This window comes from Deltaproteobacteria bacterium (assembly GCA_019309045.1).
GTDB lineage: Bacteria > Desulfobacterota > Syntrophobacteria > BM002 > BM002 > JAFDGZ01.
This window is the reverse complement of sequence record JAFDGZ010000024.1, coordinates 1-23612: the sequence shown is the minus strand read 5'-3', so window position 1 is coordinate 23612 and position 23612 is coordinate 1. Positions and strand designations below refer to the sequence as shown.

The window sequence follows — 23612 nt, the reverse complement described above, 5'->3', positions numbered from 1 at the left end:
GGTCTGCCCCAGATGCCCCTGTCAGGGGAAAAGATTTGTGGAACGCAGCGCGGCTCCTTTCTGCATGCTATTAGAGAGCAGCCATTTTCTCTATCACCGCGCTGGCGAACTCTGAACATTTCACTTCCTGGGCGCCGCTCATCTGTCTTGCCAGATCATAAGTCACAATACCCGCGGCCATAGAGGATTCCAACCCCTGGCGAATGCGTTCTGCCACTGGCTGCCAACCCAGGTATTCGAACATCATGGCGCCGGAAAGAATCAGAGAGCTCGGGTTGACCTTGTCCTGACCAGCATATTTAGGTGCAGTGCCATGGGTTGCCTCGAATACCGCCACTTCATCTCCCACATTGGCCCCAGGGGCCATACCCAGGCCGCCCACCTGTGCTGCCAGGGCATCTGAAAGATAATCGCCATTTAAATTAGGCATGGCCAGCACTTCATACTCTTCAGGCCGCAGCAGAGCCTGCTGAAACATCATATCCGCAATACGGTCCTTGATGAGCAGCCGACCTTCGGGAACCACACCGCCATACTTCTCCTGAACCTCAGATTCGGCAACTGTCTGCTGAGGAAATTCTTCTGCTGCCAGCTCATAGCCCCACTGGCGAAAGGCTCCCTCAGTGTACTTCATGATGTTTCCCTTGTGCACCAGAGTCACGCTCCTTCTATCATTGTCGAGGGCATAGCGAATTGCTCGGCGCACCAACCTCTGGCTGGCCCTTCTGCTCATCGGCTTGATGCCTATGGCTGAATCCGGTCGAATTTTCTTGCTCAGGTGTTCATCAATGAAGGCCACAATTCTTCTTGCTTCTGGAGATTCCGCTGGCCATTCTATGCCGGCATACACATCTTCCGTATTCTCCCGGAAGACAACCATGTCGACCTTCTCAGGATGGCGCACTGGCGCCGGCACTCCCCGATAGTACCTCACGGGGCGAATACAGGCATACAGGTCGAGCACCTGTCGCAAAGTAACATTCAAACTGCGGATTCCACCCCCCACCGGAGTGGTCAGGGGCCCTTTGATGCCTACCACATGTTTCCTCAGCAATTCGAGGGTCTCTCCAGGCAGCCATTCCCCCTTTTCTGCAAAGGCCTTCTCTCCTGCCAGAGCTTCAAGCCACTGAACCCGACGCTTTTCTCCATAGACACCGGCAACAGCCGCATCAAAGACCCTTACCGCAGCATTCCAGATGTCGGGACCAATGCCGTCTCCTTGAATGAACACAATAATGGGTCTGTCTGGCACAGAGAGAGAGCCATCCTCTTTTAAGGTGACCAGTTCATCTTCCCGGGCTTTAACATCATCTGTCATTTTTTGTCCTCATAGCCCTGTGCAGCAGTCGGCACTTGACAATCTACCGCGGCCCCTGGTTCATTAAACTCCTGAAACCTGTGGTGCCCGCTCCGCCCATTTCATTCTCAGTTTTTGCCAACCTATAACCAGAGCGTAAATGAGAATACCCAGGGGGTAGAAATAATAGCGCAGGCCATGATCCACATGGAAGAAGGTGGCCACACCTCCTGGATGAAACAGAATAAACCAGGCTGTCAGGAAAAAGGGAATCTCATACCACTTGTTCTTGGTCAGACACCACCCCTGGGCAAAACACTCGAAAGACGACATGCCAATCAGGGCCATGCCGAAAATGAGCAACCCCTGGCTCCAGGTGTTGATGTTGTGCAGGATTAATTCGGGGTTGAATACAAACATAAAGGCAATGCACGAGGTTCTGATGTCGTATTTGAACCCCTGGATGCCCGTGGGAATGGGCTCCGACTCGGCAATGGCCGCAGCAGCATAGGCGGCCAAGCCCACAGGGGGTGTATCATCTGCCAGAATGCCGAAATAGAAGCAAAAGAGATGAGCAGCCATCAAAGGAATGATGAAATCGAAGAGCGAGCCCACCTCCACAATTATGGGCGCAGTGAGAGAAGCCATGACAATATAGGTGGCGGTGGTGGGCAGTCCCATGCCTATCACCAGACTTGCCACAGCGGTGATGAGCAGCAGGAGGAAGATATTGCCCATGGAGAGGACCTCGACCCAGCCAGTGATCATGCCGCCGATGCCCATGTTCACCACTCCCACTATGATGCCAGCAGAAGCGCAGGCCAGGGCCACAGACATCATGTTCTTCGACCCCTGGATAAAACCGCTGCCAATAATGCGAACGCTGCTCAGCAGGGCAGCACCTATGCTGGTCTTGGCAGCGAACGCCCGTCGTATTTCCTGATAAAACACCACCAGCAGGAGAAGAATAATCGATCTGAAAGCAGCCAGTTCGGGGGAGTGTCTCAGGTAGACCAGTTCATACATGAGCACGCCGAGGGGAACCAGATAGTGAAGACCATTCTTGAGCGTATCCAGGAAATTTGGAATGTCTTCCGGCGGCAGGCCAGTGATGCCTGCCTTTGATGCCTCCAGATGGGTGATACAGAAGAGGCCAAAGTAGGAGGCGAAGGCAGGAATGGCGGCAGCCTTGACCACCTCTAGATAGGGCACATTGACATACTCGGCAATGATGAAGGCCGCCGCGCCCATTATGGGCGGCATCAACTGACCATCAGTGCTGGCGGCCACCTCGGTTGCAGCAGCCTTTTTGGGATGGTAGCCAATTTTTTTCATCAAAGGTATGGTGAAAGGTCCTGTGGTGACGATGTTGGCAATGCTGGAGCCTGAAACCAATCCAGTTGCCGCACTGGCAACTACGGCGGCCTTGGCCGCTCCACCCTTGTAGCGGCCGAGAAAAGAGAGGGCCAGATCAGTGAAAAATTTTCCTGCTCCTGCCTTGTCCAGCAGGGCTCCCAGAAGCACGAAAAGATATACTATGGCAGAAGAGACTCCCAAGGGTATGCCGTAAATGCCCTCCGTGGAAAGACTGATATTACTTAGATATTTAGTGAGTGATACGCCTTTGAAGGCAAAAATGTCGGGCATATAGGGGCCCAGGAAGGCATACAGGGTGAAGACCATTGCAATAATGGAAAGCGCCGGACCAATGATTCTCCTGGTTGCCTCCAGCAACAGTACCACCAGGATGATGCCAGAAATGACGTCCGTGGTAGTCGGCGCCCCTGCTCTCATGGCAAGCTCTTCATAGAAAATGGCCAGGTAGAGTGCAGCAAATGCGCCGACAATGGCAAAGACATAGTCAATAACCGGAATGTAGTCGGTAACCCCCAGGAAGGGTAGACGTCGCACTGGTCGCTTCACACAGGGCATCAGGAGAAAAAGTAGAGTCATGGCAAAGGTAAGGTGCACAGCTCTCTCTGTAGTACTGTCAACAACAAGTACGCTGGGCAGCGCCAGCTGGTACAGTGCCCAGGATATGCCCACAATACCCACCAGATAGCGCTCAAAAGGCCGCAGGCGGCGAACATCACCTGTCTCTTCCCGCAAGAGTTCCTCAGCGGTTTTCTCTTTCCTGCCAAGACCGAATTTTTCCAACATTTTCAGTCCTTCATGGTGTGCAGCTCTTTAACCCCCTGTCATCCCGAAAAGAATTCTTATACCCACATGTTCCCCTATCCAGAATCAGACATAACTGAGCAGTTGCCAGGGCCGTCAAGCCAATTTGCCCAGCAGAACTGCCCGCCACTCTTGCTGTGCTTTTCTGACAACTTGCTGGAAAGCCAGCCTGGCAAAAATCTCCTCAACCTTCTCTTCCTGTCCTTGCAGGATGCCGCTGAGGAGAAGCAAGCCACCTTGCTGAACCCGGGCAGCCATATCTGCTGCCAGATCGCAGATCACAGAAGCAGTCAGATTGGCAACAACAAGGTCAAAATTGTCTCTGATATCAGCCAGGGAAGTGCTGCTGATCTCCACGAGGTGTTTCACCTTGTTCAGCTCCACATTACTCTTCGCCACCTCCACAGCCCTGGGATCGATATCGATGCCAACTACACGTTTGGCGCCCAGTTTGGCAGCAGCAATGCTCAGGATGCCGCTGCCGCAGCCCACATCGAGCACTGAAAATGGTGAGGAACACCAATACTCGCGCCCACCAGAATAAACAAGCTCGAGCATGATCAGGCAGAGGTAGGTGCTGGGATGCCTGCCGGTGCCAAAGGCCTGACCTGGATCTATTTCGACAATCACCTCACCCTTGTGAGTAGAGTACGATCTCCAGGTAGGCTTTATCACTAGAGACTTGCCCACATGGAAAGGAGTGAAAAACTCCTTCCAGGTTTCATCCCATCTCTCTTCTGCCAGCTCTTCTTCACAGAGAACCAGATCCGGCAAGTTCGGATAATACTGTCGCAGGGACTTGTAGTACGAGCCGATCTTCTCCAGATATTGCTCAACAGAAGAACCCGGAGCACAATAGGCCAGCAGCCAGTCCCCCTCCTGCTGCACCCCCCGGCCAGTCAACTCCACTAGAAAGTCCACCAGGATTTCTGCAATTGCCGCCGGTGATCTCAGCCGCAGGACGGTCCATTCTTTTCCTTGACGACCTGCCTCTGTCACTGCAGCCGCCTCACCGTGTCCTTTTCAGCAGCAGCCACCGCTTCAACTCCGGCGGTGCGACACCACCGTCACCGGGGACTTGCGAAACATCTTTTCAGCCACCGAACCCACGAATATATGGGGGTGATTGCTGCGCCCCTTGGTCCCCATAACCACCAGGTCCACCCCCTCATTCTTGATTGTTTTGAGAAGCTCTCCCACGGGATGTCCCACTCTAAAAATCGACCTGACTTTATCCCTGGGAAAACCAGAGGCTGCCACCATCTTTTCCAGTTCTGCCTGACGTTCTTCAATGACGCCCTTGATATAGTCTTCAGAACTCACAGAGTAGCCCATGCTTTCAATGGTACTGACCGCCTGCACATCTCGAATATTTACCACGTTGGCAACCAGCAGGTCCGCCTGCAGCTGTTCAGCCAGCCCCACAGCAAAGCGAAAAGTGTCATCACAATACTCAGAAAAACATATGGCCACCAGGATCTTGTTGACCTCCCGCATACTCCCTCCTCGTAAATTGCGGAGCAACGCTCTTGACAACCGGCTTCACTTGCCTTGCTGCAAATCTCTCACCGGCAGAGCTCGATAGGCTCTGCTGTGGCGCATGAGATCAGTGTATGGATAGCCGCGATTGAAATTGAAGACCCGAGCACTGATGCTTCTTCTCCTTATCTTGCGGCCTTTCAGCTCTATATCAACAGACATGGGTTCAGAAGCCCAGACCCAGCCGCAGCTCAGCCTGATCTCAGGGACAACCTTCACCTTCTGGCCACAGTCGCTCTCATAGCCCTGGTAGCCCTTGTCAGCCACATAGAGACTGCGAAGTTCTTCCACAGTAGGCATCCGCCAGTTGTCGTACAATACAGGAAGAGTATAGGGAAATGTCCACTTGCAATACCTCTCGGCCCCGCGCCAGTCAATATCTCCCTGATTGTCATGTTTGGCCCACATCACCTGCAACTGGTGGTCGGTCACTGTGCCGTCTCCGTTGTCGGTAAAGCGATCGCTGGCAATGGCAGGCGACAGGCTAGAAACAATAAGAACGGCAAGCACGCATACCCCAAAAACACGGCGTCTACACATCTTTCTACTCCTTGAGCGCAGCCCGCGCCAGTTTAGTTGTTCTCTAGGCTGGGGCAGGGGCTGGAACTTTGGGGGTTCTCGGCCTCTGCAGCAGGTAAATCAGACCGAAAATGCCCAATCCAATGGGGTACATCCAGAAACGCTGCTGGTGGGCAACGCCGACCAGCTTGGCAATAGCGTCGGGCCGCATGAGCACAAAGGTCACACACAACAGCAGCGGCACTTCGTAAAACCTGTTCTTGGCCACAAACCATCCCTGGGTGGCCGAAGCAAAGGCAAAGTTGCCCACACACGCCATGACAAAAATCAGCAGCCCCGCCGGCCAACTGTTGATATTGTGCAGGATGAGATCGCTGTTAAAGATGAACATAAAGGGCAAAATCGCCGTTCGAATATCATACATGAATCCCTGAATGCCTGTGGGAATGGGGGGCGACTTGGCTATGGCTGCAGCAGCATAGGCAGCAAGTCCCACCGGAGGAGTATCGTCGGCCAGGATGCCGAAGTAGAAGCAGAAAAGGTGGGCGGCCATCAACGGTACAATAAAATCATACATACTGCCGATTTCCACAATGGCAGGGGCAGTAAGAGAGGCCATGACAATGTAGGTGGCGGTAGTGGGCAGGCCCATACCAATCAGCAGGCTGGCGCCAGCAGTGATGACCAGCATGAGGTAGATGTTGCCGCCGGAGAGCACGTCAATGATCTGGGTGATGAGGCCACCAAGTCCCATGGCCACCACGCCGACTATGATGCCGGAGGCTGCGGTGGCCAGGGCCACGGCAACCATGTTCCTGCCGCCTGCTGCCAGGGCTGCTAAGATGTCGACGATGCCCTCCTTGAAAGCAGCACCCACGGATTCCTTGTTCTTCAAGGCTTTGATCGGCTTCTGAAAAAGCATGATCACCGCCATCAGCCAGATGGCGTGAAAGGCAGCCAGTTCAGGTGAGCGCCTGATGATCACCAGCTCGTAGAGCAAGAATATCAGCGGCAGGAGATAGTGAGCGCCTGCCAGAAGCGTCTTGAAAAATGGCGGCAGTTCACTGCGAGGCATACCTCGCAGACCGAGTTTTGAGGCTTCGATGTGGGTAATGTACAGAAGAGCCGCATATGAAGCAAAAGCAGGAATTGCTGCTGCCTTGATCACCGCCACATAGGGCACGTTGACATACTCGGCAATGATGAAGGCCGCTGCTCCCATAATGGGAGGTGCCAGCTGACCGTCGGTGCTGGCGGCAACCTCCACTGCTGCCGCCTTTGTGGGCGGATAGCCCACCTTTTTCATCAGGGGAATGGTAAAGGTGCCGGTAGTGACAATATTGGCAATGCTGGAGCCTGATACCAGACCTGTCAGGCCGCTGCCGAGAACGGCAGCCTTGGCCGGCCCCCCTTTGAAGCCACCCAGCAGGCTGAGCGCCAGCTTGATGAAATATTGCCCAGCTCCGGCCCTGTCCAGCATGGCTCCGAAAAGAACAAACAGAAAGACGATGGTGGCTGACACGTCCAGGGGAATGCCGTAGATGCCTTCAGTGGACATGGTCATCTGGCCCATAAAGCGCGACAGAGAAACCCCTTTGAAGGCAATCATCTCCGGCATGTACGGGCCCAGGAAGGCATAAGCGCAGAAAAACAGGGCAATCACGGACAGGGCCGGGCCAATAACCCGGCGCGAGGCCTCCAACAGGAGCACTGTCAGGGCAATGCCAATGACGATATCCCGTGTGCTGGGTGCCCCGTAGCGAGTAGTAATGCCGGCAAAATCGAGTACAATATATATGGCTGAAAAGGCAGCGACGATGGCAACGACATAATCGAGCAGCGGGATCCTGTCCTTGACAGAAAGGAACTTCAGGCCAAAGCGACTCTTTTTGAACAGGGGATAATTGAGAAAGACAATCAACAGGGCGAAACCCAGATGAATTGCCCGCACAAAGATGGTATCGAGGATGAGCCAGCTGGCAATAGAAAGCTGGAAAAATGACCAGATTACTGCGATGGTAGGTATCACAAATCTGGCAGGTCCTCGCGGTCGTCTGCCCACCCCTTCTTCTTCCTCAGCCAGCCTCCTGGCAAGCTCCAGGCCTTCTTCCTTTTCATTCATAATGCTTGTGTTCATGAGTGCCACCTATGGTTGGTCTGCGGTATAACAGGCTGCGGTTCCCTTTTCGGTTGGCAGGTGGTGACGAACGCCCAGTCCTTCGATTCATAAGTTCAGTGACGAACTTAATTTAGTAAGCATTCAGTGCTGAGTGAGCAATTGCCTCGGGGCAAATCAGCAGAATACGCCGCTGTATTTGCGAAGCGAAGCACTCAGGCAACAGCCAGTAGCAAAGGGAATAAGCTGCCGGGCTCCCAGTTTCTTCTGAAAATCTGCGCTAGAGCGCCTAGGCACTGCTGGAGGTTAAGAAAAAAGCGGCGGGAATGATCCCGCCGCCCATTATCTTTTACTTCTTGAGATATTTATCCAGACCGGATTCTTTGTAATACTTCATGGCGCCCGGATGGATCGGGGCGGACATACCTTCCAGCATGTTCTGTTTGGTCAGAACCGCATAGGCGGGGTGAAGCTTCTTGAACGCCTCAAAATTTTCGAACACTTCCTTGGTCACCGCATAGACTACCTTGTCGGGCACCTTGGCAGAAGTGACGAAAGTTGCCTTTACCCCGAAGGTCTGCACATCCTCCTTGTTGGTGGCTCCAGGATAGAATTTGATCGGGATGACAGCCCTGGCATAATATGGGTACTTGGCCAGGAGTTTGTCCACGTCAGTAATGGGCACAAAGTGGACTTTCCTTCTGCCAGCGGTGGCCTCTTTGATTGCGCCGCTGGGATGCCCCACGGTGTAAAAGAAGGCGTCAATGCGACCATCCTGCAGGAGCCCGGGAGCCTCAGCTGCTTTCACTCCCTCCGCTATAATGTCCTTGGTGTAGTCGATGCCTGCAGCAGCCAGGGCATCAATGGAATTCTGGCGCTGACCCGAACCTGGATTGCCTATATTAACTCTCTTGCCTCTGAGGTCCTGGATGGTCTTGATCCCGGCGTCGTCAGCCGCCACCAGGGTCACTGATTCAGGGTGAATGGTGAACACTGCTCTGAGATCTTTTTGAGGGCCCTTTTCCTTCCATTCGGCCAAACCTTTGATGGCCTGGTATTGCCGATCCGATTGGACGACTCCGAATTCAAGGTCCCCGGCCATGACGGCATTGACGTTGAACACCGAGCCGCCTGTGGACTCCACGGTGCAGCGAATACCATATTCGCTCTTTTTCTTGTTGACGATTCTGCAGATGGCTCCGCCGGTGGGATAGTACACCCCGGTGATGCCGCCAGTGCCTATGGTGATAAATGTGGTTTTGGCCGCAACCTCAGTCGGGCCGAACACAAGACCCAGACCCAGGCAGAGGGCAATAACCAGTGCAAACAATCCTACTCTCTTCATCAGTTGTCTCCTATTTTCACAGTTGAAGGGTCCAAATATAATTCAGCCTCTAACGTTAATATCTCACCTCCTTCCGAGCTGTTGTCGATTTTCGGGCGGTTATTAGCTTGTAATGAACAACGATAGCCTGTTGGAAATGAGGATGTTGCACCCATAGCTGCCCTCTATCATACTCGTGGAAGCAATCCTGTCAAGCCCCAAGAAGCGGAGACAGGCTTTGACAGGGCAGCACCGGCTGCGGACTTCTCCACAGCTTCGGTGTCGAGTTTCACACTGCCAACGAAACGGACCACACCTCTACAGCTGTTTGAGAGCTCAGATTGCTGCCGCAGTGAATTGAGTCGTCCTGCAAAAAAGTATCTTCCCGGCAATCTCTGCCGCTTTCCCCATTGCCACGAGGGACGCAGTACCATACCTCCCAGCCGCACCAGTGCACATGCGGCGCAGCCTGCAGCGGCCATCCAGGGGAGTGTAAAACCCGGTCCATGGCGGCATCATGAACGACTGGCACCGCTGCAGGCAAACGCGGCAAAAATCACTTGCTGTTCATATCAGTCCATATTACCTTGCTGCCCAAGAACATCTGCCAGGAATAGGTCCCGCTGCCTGCCTGCCAGAAGCAGTGGGACCGAACAGCAAGAACATTTGCGACCTCAGTTTCGGCCCTGGCTCCAACCAGTCAAGCAATGCAACCAGAGGAGTGATCTTATGCCTGATGCAGTAGGCATTATACCAGCCCGTTTCGCCTCTGTGCGACTCCCTGGCAAAGCTCTCGCTGTCATTGCTGGACTGCCCATGATCCAGCATGTCCACCAGCGGGCCTCAGAGGCTCGCCTCCTGAGTCGGGTGGTAGTGGCCACTGATGACGAACGCATCCTGGAGGCAGTTGTTGGTTTTGGTGGTCAAGCCCTCATGACCGCAGCCAGCCATGCCAGCGGTACGGACAGAGTGGCCGAGGCTGCTCGACTCCTGAATCTCAAGGACGACACCCTGGTAGTCAATATTCAGGGTGATGAGCCGCTGCTGGCCCCTGCCGCCATAGACGAGCTCGTGCAAGGTCTGGCAGAAGCTCCAGAAGTGCCCATGGCCACACTCGCCCATGCAGCCACAGAAAAAGAGCCATTTCATGACCCCTCAGTGGTCAAGGTGGTCTTCGACACCAGAGGTCGAGCCCTTTATTTTTCCCGTGCTCCCATCCCGGCAAACCGCTCTGCTCACCCCAGGCCCACATACTACAAACACCTGGGCATCTATGCCTATCGCCACAGTTTTCTGCAGCAGTTGACCAGCCTCCCCCCCAGCCCCCTCGAGGCTGCCGAAAAACTGGAGCAGTTGCGCGTCCTGGAGCACGGCTTCCATATTCGCGTTATCACCACCAGCTACGACTCCATCGGCGTCGACACCCCAGAGGATCTTGCCCGTGTTCGCGCCCTGCTCGCTGGTGATTCCACGATCTGAACAAAGAGTACTTATCTTGCTCTTCTCGATGGATTATGATAAGAATCCCCTGCGTAAGAGCGGGCCGGACAACTTCTACCCAGGATGCAAAAAAATGAGCCGCTTATCACAACCACCTGCCCTGCTGGTCCTCGAAGACGGCAGGTCCTTTAGAGGTTGGAGCTTTGCCGGAGAGGGTGAGGCCCTCGGGGAAGTGGTGTTCAACACCAGCATGATGGGCTATCAGGAGATCCTCACTGACCCTTCCTACAAGGGCCAGATCGTCACAATGACCTACCCCCTCATCGGCAACTACGGCGTAAATGACGAGGATATGGAATCCAGCACCATCCAGGTGGAAGGTTTCATCATACGGGAGTATCTGCCATTTCCAAGCAATTGGCGCAGTTGCAAGAGTCTAAAAGATTTTCTCGAAGATGCCGGAATACTCGGGATCGAAGGCATCGACACCAGGGCTCTAACGAAACACATTCGCACTGCTGGAGCCATGAAAGGAATTATTGCTACAGGAGATGCAGATTATGAGGAGCTGCTGGAACGGGTGCGGGCCTTCCCTGGACTGGTAGGGCGAGATCTGGTTACCCAGGTGACTGCCTCTTCCCCTTATCTCTGGGAGGGGCGGCAAAAGCCGCTATCCTGGCGCCCTGATCTGACTGCTGCAGATGTCTGGCCCCAGGCAACAGACCACTATCGGGTGGTGGCGCTGGATTACGGCATCAAGTTCAATATATTGCGTAATCTCACCAACCGCCACTGTCACGTGGTGGTGCTTCCTGCTCAGGCCAAAGCGGAGGAAATCCTGGCCCTGGAGCCCGAAGGCCTGTTTCTCTCGAATGGGCCGGGTGATCCAGCCGCAGTAACCTACGCCATTGACACCATTGGCAAACTGCTCCACAGCCTGCCGATCTTCGGCATCTGTCTTGGTCACCAGCTCCTGGGGCTGGCCATGGGGGGCTCCACTTTCAAACTCAAGTTCGGCCACCGGGGAGGCAATCAACCAGTAAAGGACCTTCATACCGGCAAGGTGGAGATCACTTCGCAGAATCATGGCTTCTGCGTCGACATCAATTCTTTGCGGGGCAAGAATGTGGAGATCACCCACATTAACCTCAACGATCAGACTCTCGAAGGAATGCGGCACCAGAAGCTGCCCATTTTTTCGGTGCAGTACCACCCTGAAGCTTCGCCCGGGCCCCATGACGCCGGCCACCTTTTTGACGATTTCATTGCCATGATGAATGAGAGGAGATCCTGAGCGCTGTTCTGCTGGGTTGTCTGGTAGAACAAAAAAACTGGAAGTGCGACTCCTGCTGCAGGAGGCTGACAGGGGCTCATCTGCTGGCAGCTGAAGAGTAAGAGGCGGCGCACCCTGCACCGGGGGCGCCCAGCAACACGGTAAAAGTGCATGCCAAAAAGAACCGACATTAGGAAAGTGCTCATCATCGGCTCGGGCCCGATCGTTATCAGCCAGGCCTGCGAGTTCGACTATTCAGGGACGCAGGCCTGCAAGGCGCTTCGGGAAGAGGACTATGAGATCATCCTCATAAACAGCAATCCTGCCACCATCATGACGGATCCCGAGATTGCGGACCGCACCTACCTGGAACCCATCACCCCGGAGTGTGTTGCCAAGGTGATCGAACGTGAGAGACCTGATGCTCTTCTTCCTACCCTGGGCGGCCAGACTGCCCTCAATGTCGCCGTGGCAGTGGGAGAGATGGGCGTTCTCGACGAGTATGGCGTTGAAGTGATCGGCGCCTCTTTGCCGGTGATCAAGAAGGGTGAAGACCGGGAGCTCTTTCGCAGCGCCATGGAAAACATTGGCCTGCGGGTTCCCGCCAGCGGCATTGCCCGCTCTATGAAAGAAGCGCGACAAGCAGCAGAAAGGATTGGTTTTCCTCTGATAGTCCGGCCCTCCTTCACTCTGGGAGGCACCGGCGGCGGCGTTGTCTATAACCGGGAAGATCTCGAGGACATCGCCAGGAGCGGCCTGGACGCCAGCATGATCCACACCATAATGTTGGAAGAATCGGTACTCGGTTGGAAAGAGTTCGAACTCGAGGTCATGCGGGATTACATGGACAACGTGGTCATCATCTGCTCCATTGAGAATTTTGATCCCATGGGGGTGCACACCGGCGACAGCATCACGGTAGCCCCGGCCCAGACACTCACTGACAGAGAATACCAGGCCATGCGTGATGCCTCCATCGCCATCATGCGAGAAATCGGCGTGGAAACAGGCGGCTCCAACATCCAGTTTGCCATTAACCCGGAAAACGGCGACATGGTGGTCATCGAAATGAATCCACGGGTGTCGCGTTCTTCTGCACTGGCCTCCAAGGCCACCGGCTTCCCCATTGCCAAAATAGCCGCCAAACTGGCAGTCGGCTACAGCCTTGATGAAATCGCCAATGATATTACCCGTGAGACTCTGGCATCTTTTGAGCCCACTATAGATTACTGCGTGGTGAAGATACCCCGCTGGACCTTCGAAAAATTCCCCCGCACCCCGGATTCTCTCACCACTATGATGAAATCAGTGGGCGAGACCATGGCCATTGGCCGCACCTTCAAGGAAGCCCTGCAGAAGGCTGTGCGCTCTCTGGAAATCGGTCGCTACTCCCTGGAATGCCAGGATACGGCCAGCCCCAGTGGAGAGCCTGACGAACTGGCTCACATCCGACAAAAATTGAGCGAACCCAACTCGGAACGCCTCTTTTATGTGGCCGCCGCCATCAAGATGGGCATGGCAGTGGAAGAAATCTATCAGCTCACCAGAATCGACCGGTGGTTCCTCTGCAACATTAAACAGATTGTCGACCTCGAAACCATACTGCAGCAGCACCCCATGGACGATGATCTGCTGAGGCTGGCCAAGACTTACGGCTTTGCCGACCGACGGCTGGCAGAGCTATGGCAAATGGACGAGAAGACCGTCCGCAGCAAACGGCTGGACAAGGGCATCAGGCCGGTCTACAAGCTGGTCGACACCTGCGCCGCCGAGTTCGAGGCATACACGCCATACTACTACTCCACTTACGAGAGCGAAGACGAATCCGCCCCCAGCGACAAGAGGAAAGTAATGATCCTGGGTGGCGGACCGAACCGTATTGGCCAGGGCATCGAATTCGACTATTGCTGCTGTCATGCCTCCTTTGCTCTTCGTGAAGAAGGAGTGGAATCCATCATGGTAAATTCCAACCCCGAGACGGTGAGCACGGACTATGACACCTCGGACAAACTCTACTTCGAACCTCTTACCCTGGAGGACGTCCTGCACATTATTCAGCACGAGTCCCCGGAGGGACTCATTGTGCAATTCGGCGGCCAGACACCCCTCAATCTATCCGTGGCCCTCGCCCATCTGGGGGCGCCAGTAATCGGCACCGCGCCGGACAGCATTGACCGCGCCGAAGACCGCAAACGCTTCCAGACTCTGCTGCACAAGCTGGGACTCAAACAGCCGAAAAATGCCATTGCCTACAGCGCAGACGAAGCCCTGGAGGCTGCTGCCGCTATTGGCTATCCGGTGCTGGTCAGGCCATCGTATGTGCTGGGCGGCCGGGCCATGGAAATTGTATATCATCCAGAGGAACTGGCAGCCTATATTCATGAAGCGGTGCACATCTCGGCCGGCCATCCCATCCTGGTTGATCAGTTTCTCAAAGACGCCATAGAAATTGACGTTGACGCCATCAGCGACGGCAGCACTACCGTGATCGGCGGCATTATGGAACACATCGAAGAGGCCGGCATCCACTCTGGAGACAGTGCCTGCGTCCTGCCGCCCATAAGCCTTTCCAGGGGCATCATCGGGCAAATCAAGGAACAAACGCGCGCCCTGGCCAGAGAGCTGAACGTCGTCGGTCTCATGAACATCCAGTTTGCCGTCAAAGACAATGAGCTCTACGTTCTGGAGGTGAATCCCAGGGCCTCCCGTACGGTGCCCTTTGTGAGCAAGGCCATTGGCATCCCTCTGGCCAAAATTGCCACCAAGGTCATGCTTGGCAAGAGCCTCATGGAGCTGGGCTTCACCACCGAGGTGCAGCCAGAGCACCTGGCCGTCAAGGAGTCCGTCTTTCCCTTCATTCGTTTCCCCCACACTGACATCCTTCTGGGGCCAGAGATGAAATCCACCGGCGAGGTAATGGGAATCGACAGGAGCTTCGGCATGGCCTTTGCGAAGGCCCAACTGGCTGCTGGCTACTCTCTGCCCACTAGAGGCAGCGTATTTATCAGTGTCAGAGACCCGGACAAAGAGGCCATCCTGCAGGTAGCCGCTGACTTCAAGGAAATGGGATTTGGCATCTATGCCACCCGCGGCACTTCACGCTATCTTGCCGATCATGGCGTCCACAATTCCCAAGTGCAGAAATTGAAGGAAGGTCGACCGCACGTGATAGACCACATCAAAAACGGCACTATCAATCTGGTCATCAATACCAGCACAGGAAGAAAAACCGTATCCGACGCCTATTTGATCAGGAGGGCTACTCTGGTCTATAATCTTCCTTATGCCACCACCATTTCGGGAGCCAGGGCTCTTGCTCAGGCAATTGCTGCCCTGCGAAGCGGCGAACTTCAGGTGTGCTCTCTGCAGGAATACTACCAGAGCGGCGCCGGGAGCGTGGCCACGGTTGCTGGCTGAAATGTGGCAGGCGCCAGGAACTGCCGCCTGCCGGAACTGAAGGGATAACTGCTAATCCTAGACTGCGGCTGTACACATGTTCTATTGCCATCATCAAAAACACAGGACTAACAGGCCTAGAGAGGAATGTGGTGTCTTCGGGGTCTATGGCCATCCGGATACTGCGCGCCTCATCTATTTTGGCCTTTATGCTTTGCAGCACCGGGGCCAGGAAAGCGCTGGCATCAGTGTGGCAGACGGCAAGCGCATGCTCCATCACAAGGGCATGGGGCTGGTCAGTGAGATCTTTGATGAAAACGTCCTTGCCAGCCTGCCCGGCAATCTGGGCATAGGACATGTGAGGTACTCCACCACGGGCTCTTCCATGCTGATCAACGCCCAACCTTTCTGTATCACCCATTCTGGCTGCAGCCTGGCAATCGCCCATAACGGCAACCTGGTCAATGCCCACATCCTCAGGAAAAAACTGGAAAACCAGGGGTCAATATTCCAGTCCACTATGGATAGCGAGGTGATCGTCCACCTCATAGCCCGCCAGATTATCAGGGGGCTGGAAGAAGCCCTCATCTATGCCCTCAGTGAGATTGAAGGAGCCTACTCTCTGGTTTTGAGCACGGAAAAACAGCTTATTGCCGCCCGGGATCCTTACGGCTTTCGCCCCATGTGTCTGGGAATGATTGACAACGATGCTTATGTGATCGCCTCTGAAACCTGCGCCCTGGACCTGATCGGCGCCTGTTATTTGCGCGATGTGGAGCCAGGGGAAGTGGTATTCATCGATGAGGGAGGGCTGCGCTCCCGCCACCTGCCCAAGGCGAGCCGCTCCGCTTTCTGTATCTTCGAATTCATCTACTTTGCCAGGCCAGACAGCAATATTTTCGGTCAAAACGTCTATCTGGCCAGAAAACGTCAGGGCCATGAGATGGCCCGTGAATATCCAGTTACTGCTGACTTCGTCATGCCCTTTCCTGATTCTGGCAACTATGCCGCCCTCGGATTTGCCGAGGCTTCCAGAATTCCTCTGGAGATGGGGGTGATCCGCAATCATTATGTAGGGCGAACCTTTATCCAGCCTACCCAGGCTATGCGAGACTTTGGCGTCAAGGTGAAGTTGAACCCGGTTCGACCGTTGCTGAAAGGAAAGCGTCTGGTAATCATCGAAGACTCCATCATCCGAGGAACCACCAGCCGCAACCGTATCAAGGCACTCAGAGAAGTGGGCGCCAAAGAGGTGCACATGGCGGTAAGTTGTCCTCCGCATCGCTACCCTTGTCATTACGGCATAGACTTTCCGACTCGAAAAGAGCTCATTGCTGCGCGCCACACAGTGGAAGGGATAAGGGATTTTCTTGAACTGGACAGTCTCCACTATCTGACTCTGGAAGGACTTCTACGGGCAATCAACATGGATAGTGCCGGCTTCTGCCTCGCCTGCTTCAACGGCAACTACCCGGTGAGTTTTTCCCAGGATCTGGACAAACATTGCATGGAAGTCAGCTCGATCCAGGTATAGCCAGCAGCACTGCGCCCCACGGACAGGTGCGGCCAATGGTTGGTCCCTGGGCACTCTTCCAGGCGGCTTCACGGCCAGCCCGGACGTTCGACTGCTGCAGAGATTGTCCACTTTGGAAACAAAACGCATGACGGCTGCGGTCCGTTGGCCGCTGGAAGCCAATTGACAGAATGGCCGGCCGAGTGGGGAGCCCTCGGGAGCAGAGATATGCGCAAAGTCAGCAGAGTGAACTCCAATAAAACAACAGAGCAACACCCGCAGGACGCCCCCGAAGTGGTTGCTGAAATCAAGAGGGTGCTCCGCATTGAAGCAGAAGGTATTCTCACTCTTATTGACAGAGTCGGCTCGGAACTTGCCGAGGCAGTAAACTGGATATACCGGGCTCGCGGTCGCATTATTGTCACTGGCATAGGCAAATCCGGCATTATCGGCCGCAAACTGGTAGCCACCTTTAACAGCACCGGCACCAAGTCGCTCTTTCTTCATCCTGTGGAGGCCATGCATGGCGACCTTGGCATGGTCAGTCCGGAAGACATTGTTCTGGCGCTCTCCAACAGTGGTGAAACCAATGAACTCAACTTCATGCTGCCAACCTTGAAAGAGCTCGGCACGAGAATCATAGCCATGACAGGCAATCCAACCTCCACCCTGGCCCGTCACAGTGATCTGGTGATCTACGCTGGCGTACCGCAGGAGGCCTGCCCTCTGGGTCTGACTCCCACTGCCAGCACCACTGCCATGCTTGCTCTTGGCGATGCCCTGGCTGTGGCCCTCGTGGGCAGACGGAAGTTCAAGCCTGCGGACTTCTATCGCTGTCATCCTGGAGGAGAACTGGGTGAAAGGCTGCGGGTGCCTATCCAACGAATCATGCGGACAGAAGCGGCGGTTCCCATGGTCGCTCCGCAAACCAGGCTCGCTGATGCCCTCAAGGAGATGAGCGCCAAGGGTCTGGGGGCAACACTTGTCATGGCCGACGGCGGTCAGCCCATAGGCATTATCACTGACGGCGACCTGCGCCGAGGTCTATGCAAATTTGCCGATCTACCGAGCATGCCAGTGGAGGCCATCATGAGCCGCAATCCAAAAACCATTGGCATCCACGCTTCGGTAGCCGACGCCCTCGAGGTCATGGAACACCACGAGATCACGGTCCTGCCTGTAAGTGGAGAACGGGGAGAGCTGGTCGGCATTATTCACCTGCATGACCTTCTCGGCAAGGGTCACATCAGATTCTCTCTGTAGAAGAAGGCGCACCGGCTGTCAGAAAGCCGCTGCGGGCAGGATGGGGGAAGGAAGCGTCGTGCATGCTGTCGGCCACATGAACCCCGGCGAACTCACATCTTATGTATACCAATTTCATATATTTCGTTCTTGTGCTCATCGTATTTGCCAGTCAGCAGCCGCTGACTCCTCCCCGCTTCTCAGTGGCAGCCACTGCCCTGGGCAGTCTTGGCTTTCTCTGCTGCTTCGCACTTATTAATCACTGGGTGTTTCAACGGCTGGCCAGAAGAATATCCTCTATTGCTGCAGGCTCCCGCAAATCGGTTCTTTACCACAAGGTGGTCAGCCGGCAGTCCGTCCTGGCCTTTGCCTTTTTCTGCATGCATACCTACCTGCTCGATCTGAAATCTCACCTGTTGTCGCTGCCTGGGTTTTCGCAAAGCTTTACACTCCAGGGGCTTGTGGCCATCTCTCTTTTTCTTTTTTATCTGGCCATTGTCTGGGCCGGCAGCCATCAGGCTTCCTTTCGTCTTTCATCCGTGGGCTACCGCAGATCTACTGTGGTGTGGGCCAACTTGAAGTTCAACTTTGCCATTCTCCTGCCCTGGCTTCTCATTTCCGGATCTTTCGATGTGGTCCGGGTGCTTCCTTTCGAGTTTCTCCATCAAAGTCTAGAGTCTCCTCTGGGGCAGCTCTTTTTCTTCTCCGGGCTTCTGGTGGTTTTTCTCCTGTTTGCCCCACCGCTGGTGCTCAAGTTGTGGGGATGCCGCAGCATGCCTCCAGGCAAAACCAGGACTTTCATCGAAGACTTCTGCCGACAGCATGATCTCAAGTTGAAGGACATCTTCATCTGGCCGACCCATGGCACGGGTATGATAACTGCGGGCATAATGGGCCTTCACTGGCGCTGCCGCTATCTGCTCATTACAGAACCTCTGCTCGAGATTCTCAGCCTGGAAGAACTGCAGGCCGTACTATCTCATGAGATGGGACATGTGAAGGAGCACCATCTTGCCTATTACATTCTCTTTCTTCTGGGCTATCTAGTACTCTCCTACGCCGTCTTTGATTTCTCTTTTCTGCTGATGCTGGCCACTGCTCTGCCCGCCTCTTTCCCTCGAATGGCAGTCTCGAGCAACTCCCTCCTGCCCTCGCTCATCCTGACTCTTCCCCTGCTCTTGCTGCTTGTTGTCTATTTTCGCTATCTGTTCGGCTTTTTTATCCGCAACTTCGAGCGGCAGGCCGATCTCTACGTTTTCACCACCATGGGCGTATCCCTGCCTCTGATCAGCGCTCTGGAAAAGATCGGCCTTTACAGCGGCAATGTCAGAGAGGTGCCCAGTTGGCATCACTTCAGTATCAAACAGCGCGTAGATTATCTGCTGACTGCCGAGGAGAAACCCTGGCTGCGCCAGCGCCATCGGCGCAAGTTGCAGTCTGCCCTGGCTCTTTACTTGATAGCCCTCATCACCACTGGCGCAGGAGGCTACTTGCTGCACAGCGGCAAGATTGGCTCAGCCCTGAACGACAGGCTGCTCATCAGGATTCTCAGCAGGCAGGTTAAAGAACAACCCGAGGAAGCAGAGCTGCACCTGGCTCTGGGAACTCTTTATTATCAGCGCCATGACCTGAAGGCAGCAGTGAAGGAGCTGCAGACCGCCCTTGCCCTGGATCCCCATAATCCCGAGACTCTGAACAACCTGGCCTGGCTGTTGGCCACCAGCAGGGAAGATCCCTTTTTCCAGCCGCAGCGTGCTCTCGAACTTGCCCAGAAAGCTGCCGAGCTCTCCCCCCAGCCGCACATCCTGGACACCCTGGCGGAGGCCTATGCAGCCAACCACAGGTTCGAGGAGGCTCTGGCTACTGCTGAACGGGCCCTGGCAGCAGTGCCCGTCTCAGAGCGTTCTTATTATGTCAAGCAGGTAGCAAAATTCCGTCAGAAACTACACACGGTAGAGAAAGAATGAATTGCTGCACTGAGCAGATGGTCCGCCAACAAAGAAGGGCAGTGGTTGGCCAGCGTCTATGGCAGCAGGTATCACGATTCATTGAGGACTCTACGTACCTCTGCCGTCAGATCTTTCATGTCATAGGGTTTGGAGACAAAGCCGTTCGCTCGCCTGGACAGGGGCGCATCTAATACGCCTTCAGGAGCATAGCCGCTTGCCACCAGCACCTTTACTCCAGGGTCTAGTTTGCGGAGTTCTTGCAGACACTTTATGCCGCCAATTCCCGGCATAATGAGATCGAGAATCACCAGACTGATTCGCCCTTTTTCCTGTGCATAGAGTTCCAGGGCGGTTTCTCCGTCGGCTGCGGTCACTACCTGATAGCCCAGTTCAGTGAGCATCCGCACTCCCAGATCACGGATGAATTGTTCGTCGTCCACCAGCAGGATGGTCCCGGTTCCTCCGCAGAGAACACTTTCACTTCCAGACGGCTCATCTTGTGCTGCAGCAGCCTCAATTGCTGGAAAGTAAATTTTGAATGTGGTGCCCTTGCCTGGTTCGCTGAAACAGTTGATAAGACCCTGGTGGCTTTGTACGACACCGTACACCATGGCCAACCCCAGACCCGTACCCTTGCCCAGGCCCTTGGTAGTGTAAAAGGGTTCGAAAATGTGCGCCAAAGTTTCCTGGGTCATGCCATGGCCCGTATCCGAAAAACGCAAGAGCACCCACTGCTTTGCTTCTCCAGCTGGACTGCTCTTTTCCTGCTCTGGCAATGTGGTGTTTTCAGTGGCAATGGTCAGCCTGCCGCCATCTTCCATGGCATCTTTGGCGTTCACTGCCAGGTTGAGCAAGATTTGTTCTATCTGAGTCGGGTCCCCATTGATTGGCTTCAGGTCAGGAGCAAGGTGCAGATCAATGTGGATCATCTTGGGTATGGTTCTCTGCAGGAGCTCTTTGACTCCCCGCACCTCTCGGTTCAAGTCAACAGGACGCAGACTGCTTTCCACTTTGCGACCAAAGGTGAGAAGTTTGCGCGTCAGTGAGCCACCCCTCCTGGCAGCGCGCAAGATTTCCTGCAATTCAGCATAATTCGCCTCCCCCTCTCTGGTGTTCATGAGGAGAAGTTCGCTGTAGCCCTGGATAGCCTGCAGCAGGTTATTGAAGTCGTGGGCAATGCCTCCAGCAAGAGTACCAATGGCCTCCATCTTTTGTGAATGGAGCAATTGAGCCTCAAGGGCACGCCTTTCCCGTTCAGCTTGCTTGCGCTCCGTAATATCCTTGTAGATGCCGACCACGCCAATTTGTTTGTTGGCCAGGATGATTGGATACCCCAGGATGTGAACCGCCACTTCACTGCCATCCCGGCGCCTTCTCACTGTTTCTTTCTGCACCACCTTGCCCCCCAGCACCGTGGTGGAAAGTTCTCTTGCTTCGTGCCCCAGGTTGCTGCCAACAACCAAGTCATTGATATATTTTCCTTTTATCTCATTGACCCTGTATTGAAACATTTTCTCGAAGGCCTTGTTGGCCGTGAGTATCCTGTCTTTGTTGTCCAGAATGACAGTAGCCTCCGGAGACTTCTCGAATACCTGCTGGTAGTAGGCCTTCTCGATGATGGTATTATTTGGCGAGAGTGGCAGATCCATTATGGGCAGTCGCCCCTGTTCGCTACTGCTGTCACTCGATTCGACTGCTCGCGTCCAATTATGCTGCTGCTCCAGTCTATTCTCTGCCATGGGGAAGTGCAACTCGTACCGGAATATTGAGTTCGGCTCTTCTCTCTGGCCTGATCAGAGCCGACGTTAACTCTTTCTTACTTGTCAAGCCAGTCTGTCGTTCATTTCATTGAGCATCTCTTCCATGGTCACTTCCAGCTCGGCCACATCAATGTCACTCAGACCCAACCGGTCCGCATTGGGGGTTGCCGTGATAATTACCTCAGGATCATGTTGTATGCCGATGCCCAGCTTGCGGCAGGCAAGGTTGGCCACCTTGATGATATCCATCTCCTCACTGCTGTCGTTGTTTTCCAGGTGGTGATTCCTGGCCACCATGCAGTAGAACTCTGGAAGCATCTGCTTTTCGAGCAGGCTGCCACCCACAGTGGTGTGCATGCTCTCCAGGATTTCCTGCAGCAGAGCTTCTGAAGGAGAAAAACCTTCCTGGCCATTCTCTTCCTCCAGCTCCTGGACCAGTTTGACAAGGGCAAGCTTGCCAATGTCATGCAACAGGCCAGCCATGAAAAGTTCATCTGCCTTCTGGCGCTGGTTCATTCTGACGCACAGCCAGCGTCCGCCCATGGCCGTGGCCAGGGCATGCTGCCACAACTTTTCCATATACGAACCGTAGCGATTATTGCCACCCTGGTAGAGGTTCTTCTGCGCCAGGGTTACCACCAGCACAAAGATTTCTTTCATGCCCACGCGGACGATGGCGTCTCTTACATTGCCGATTTTTTTGAGGCCTGAGAAAAAAGGAGAGTTTGCCACGTTGAGAACCTTTGTAGCCAGTGATTGATCCTTTTCAATAACCTGGGCCAGTTGTGACAGCTGACACTTGCTCGAGGACATCAAACGTTGCAGTTCCACCGCTGTATGATTTATTACCGGCAGATGGAAGTCTTTGTTCTCGAGCCTCGCTTCTATTTCTTGCTGCAGATTGTGTGAGGTCATGGCAGCTTCACTCCGGTGAGTTGGAGAATTTGCCGAATGGGCCGCGGTGCCAGCAGCCGAGGCAGCTTCTTGAGCACTTCTTCAATGCTGGTCATCCCCTGCACCGCCTTGACAATGCCGTCTTCAACGAGAGAGACCAGCCCTGAGGTCTCAACACTGATCTTACGGATTTCATGAGAAGTTTTTTTCTGCAAAATGGCCTCTTTGACATCTTCATTCAACACCAAGAGTTCGTATATGCCTACCCTGCCTCTGTAGCCGGTGTAGTTGCATTTCCTGCATCCTTTACCTTTTTTGAAGTTGAAATCCCTCATCTCATCCGGACTGTAGCCCAGCCTTTTCACTTCATCCACCTCGGGCTGATAATCCACTTTACAGTCTGGACATATCCTTCTTAGCAATCTTTGCGCCACCACACAGATCACCGTGGAAGAAATGAGAAACGTTTCGATGTTCATATTCATCAACCTGAGCAAACCGCCGATACTGTCCTCGGTGTGAAAGGTGGTAAATACCTTGTGGCCGGTCAGCGCTGCCTGTATGGCGGTTTCCGCAGAAAACTTGTCTCTGATTTCTCCGAGAACAATGATGTCAGGGTCCTGACGCACGATCTGCTTGAGACTCTCGTCGAAGGTTACTCCTATTCTGGGATTGATGGAGCACTGGGCTACCCCGTCGATTACATACTCTACGGGATCTTCCACTGTGATGATGCTTATGGTGGGATCGTTGCAGTATTGCACGGAACTATAGAGGGTGGTGGTCTTGCCGGCACCGGTGGGACCAGTTATGATGACCACCCCTGTGGGCAACTCCAGAGCATCCAGCTTGTAACGTTCCAGAGGTCTTGGCGCAAAGCCCAGCTCCTTGAGATCGAGAAGCTCCTCTTTTTTGTTGAGGATCCGCATAACGATCTTTTCACCGAAGACTGTGACATAAAATGAACAGCGGATGTCTATCTGATTGTGCTCTCCCGTGCCGCTCAGAAGAATCCTGCCGTCCTGGTGCCGCCTCTTCTCAGCAATGTCTGCCTTGGCCATGATCTTGATGCGGGAGCTGATCATGGGGGCCAGCTCCAGTGATAGTTCTTTGAAAGTGTAGAGGCTGCCGTCTTTTCTCATTCTGATGCGCAGCTTGTCGCGCAGAGGCTC

At 54.3% G+C, this 23612-nt stretch carries 16 protein-coding genes; 6 read left to right on the top strand and 10 right to left on the bottom strand.

Annotated features, from left to right (window positions below; genetic code table 11):
* Positions 1 to 70: 70 nt before the first annotated feature.
* From icd to JRI89_07290, 7 genes are all read right to left on the bottom strand, one after another.
* Positions 71 to 1318 (bottom strand): isocitrate dehydrogenase (NADP(+)), encoded by a 1248-nt coding sequence (gene icd / locus JRI89_07320; protein ID MBW2071052.1) that lies wholly within the window; start codon positions 1316 to 1318, stop codon positions 71 to 73.
* Positions 1319 to 1381: 63 nt separating this feature from the next.
* Complete coding sequence (locus JRI89_07315; protein MBW2071051.1) at positions 1382 to 3457, bottom strand: TRAP transporter permease; 2076 nt, start codon at positions 3455 to 3457, stop codon at positions 1382 to 1384.
* A 114-nt stretch (positions 3458 to 3571) separates the two neighbouring features.
* Entirely contained in the window at positions 3572 to 4474 is a 903-nt protein-coding gene (gene prmA / locus JRI89_07310) for a 50S ribosomal protein L11 methyltransferase (GenBank protein MBW2071050.1), read from the bottom strand.
* 42 nt (positions 4475 to 4516) lie between these two features.
* Complete coding sequence (locus JRI89_07305; protein MBW2071049.1) at positions 4517 to 4972, bottom strand: universal stress protein; 456 nt, start codon at positions 4970 to 4972, stop codon at positions 4517 to 4519.
* 45 nt (positions 4973 to 5017) lie between these two features.
* Complete coding sequence (locus JRI89_07300) at positions 5018 to 5554, bottom strand: DUF1566 domain-containing protein (protein ID MBW2071048.1); 537 nt, start codon at positions 5552 to 5554, stop codon at positions 5018 to 5020.
* A 43-nt stretch (positions 5555 to 5597) separates the two neighbouring features.
* On the bottom strand, positions 5598 to 7670 hold the full coding sequence (locus tag JRI89_07295; protein MBW2071047.1) for a TRAP transporter permease: 2073 nt from the start codon (positions 7668 to 7670) through the stop codon (positions 5598 to 5600).
* A 328-nt stretch (positions 7671 to 7998) separates the two neighbouring features.
* Positions 7999 to 8994, bottom strand: coding sequence for a TAXI family TRAP transporter solute-binding subunit (locus tag JRI89_07290; protein ID MBW2071046.1), 996 nt, complete (start codon positions 8992 to 8994; stop codon positions 7999 to 8001).
* Between the two features lie 708 nt (positions 8995 to 9702).
* Here JRI89_07290 and kdsB point away from each other — a divergent pair.
* The 6 genes from kdsB (at position 9703) to JRI89_07260 (ending at position 19804) form a co-directional block, all read left to right on the top strand.
* Positions 9703 to 10452: a 3-deoxy-manno-octulosonate cytidylyltransferase gene (gene kdsB, locus JRI89_07285; protein ID MBW2071045.1), complete on the top strand. Its 750-nt coding sequence runs from the start codon at positions 9703 to 9705 to the stop codon at positions 10450 to 10452.
* Positions 10453 to 10546: 94 nt separating this feature from the next.
* Positions 10547 to 11707: a glutamine-hydrolyzing carbamoyl-phosphate synthase small subunit gene (gene carA, locus JRI89_07280; protein ID MBW2071044.1), complete on the top strand. Its 1161-nt coding sequence runs from the start codon at positions 10547 to 10549 to the stop codon at positions 11705 to 11707.
* A 150-nt stretch (positions 11708 to 11857) separates the two neighbouring features.
* The gene (gene carB / locus JRI89_07275) at positions 11858 to 15103 is read left to right on the top strand and encodes a carbamoyl-phosphate synthase large subunit (GenBank protein ID MBW2071043.1); all 3246 of its coding nucleotides are present in this window, start codon (positions 11858 to 11860) and stop codon (positions 15101 to 15103) included.
* 76 nt (positions 15104 to 15179) lie between these two features.
* Complete coding sequence (locus JRI89_07270; GenBank protein ID MBW2071042.1) at positions 15180 to 16616, top strand: amidophosphoribosyltransferase; 1437 nt, start codon at positions 15180 to 15182, stop codon at positions 16614 to 16616.
* 207 nt (positions 16617 to 16823) lie between these two features.
* Complete coding sequence (locus JRI89_07265; GenBank protein ID MBW2071041.1) at positions 16824 to 17858, top strand: KpsF/GutQ family sugar-phosphate isomerase; 1035 nt, start codon at positions 16824 to 16826, stop codon at positions 17856 to 17858.
* 101 nt (positions 17859 to 17959) lie between these two features.
* Positions 17960 to 19804, top strand: coding sequence for a M48 family metalloprotease (locus tag JRI89_07260; protein ID MBW2071040.1), 1845 nt, complete (start codon positions 17960 to 17962; stop codon positions 19802 to 19804).
* A 71-nt stretch (positions 19805 to 19875) separates the two neighbouring features.
* On the opposite strand, the gene JRI89_07255 is transcribed toward JRI89_07260, so the two are convergent.
* The 3 genes from JRI89_07255 to JRI89_07245 all read right to left on the bottom strand — a co-directional run.
* Complete coding sequence (locus tag JRI89_07255; protein MBW2071039.1) at positions 19876 to 21525, bottom strand: PAS domain S-box protein; 1650 nt, start codon at positions 21523 to 21525, stop codon at positions 19876 to 19878.
* An 84-nt stretch (positions 21526 to 21609) separates the two neighbouring features.
* Positions 21610 to 22461 (bottom strand): HDOD domain-containing protein, encoded by an 852-nt coding sequence (locus JRI89_07250; GenBank protein ID MBW2071038.1) that lies wholly within the window; start codon positions 22459 to 22461, stop codon positions 21610 to 21612.
* On the bottom strand, positions 22458 to 23612 hold a 1155-nt coding region (locus tag JRI89_07245; protein ID MBW2071037.1), incomplete at its 5' end, for a type II/IV secretion system protein. The genes JRI89_07250 and JRI89_07245, both read right to left, overlap by 4 nt.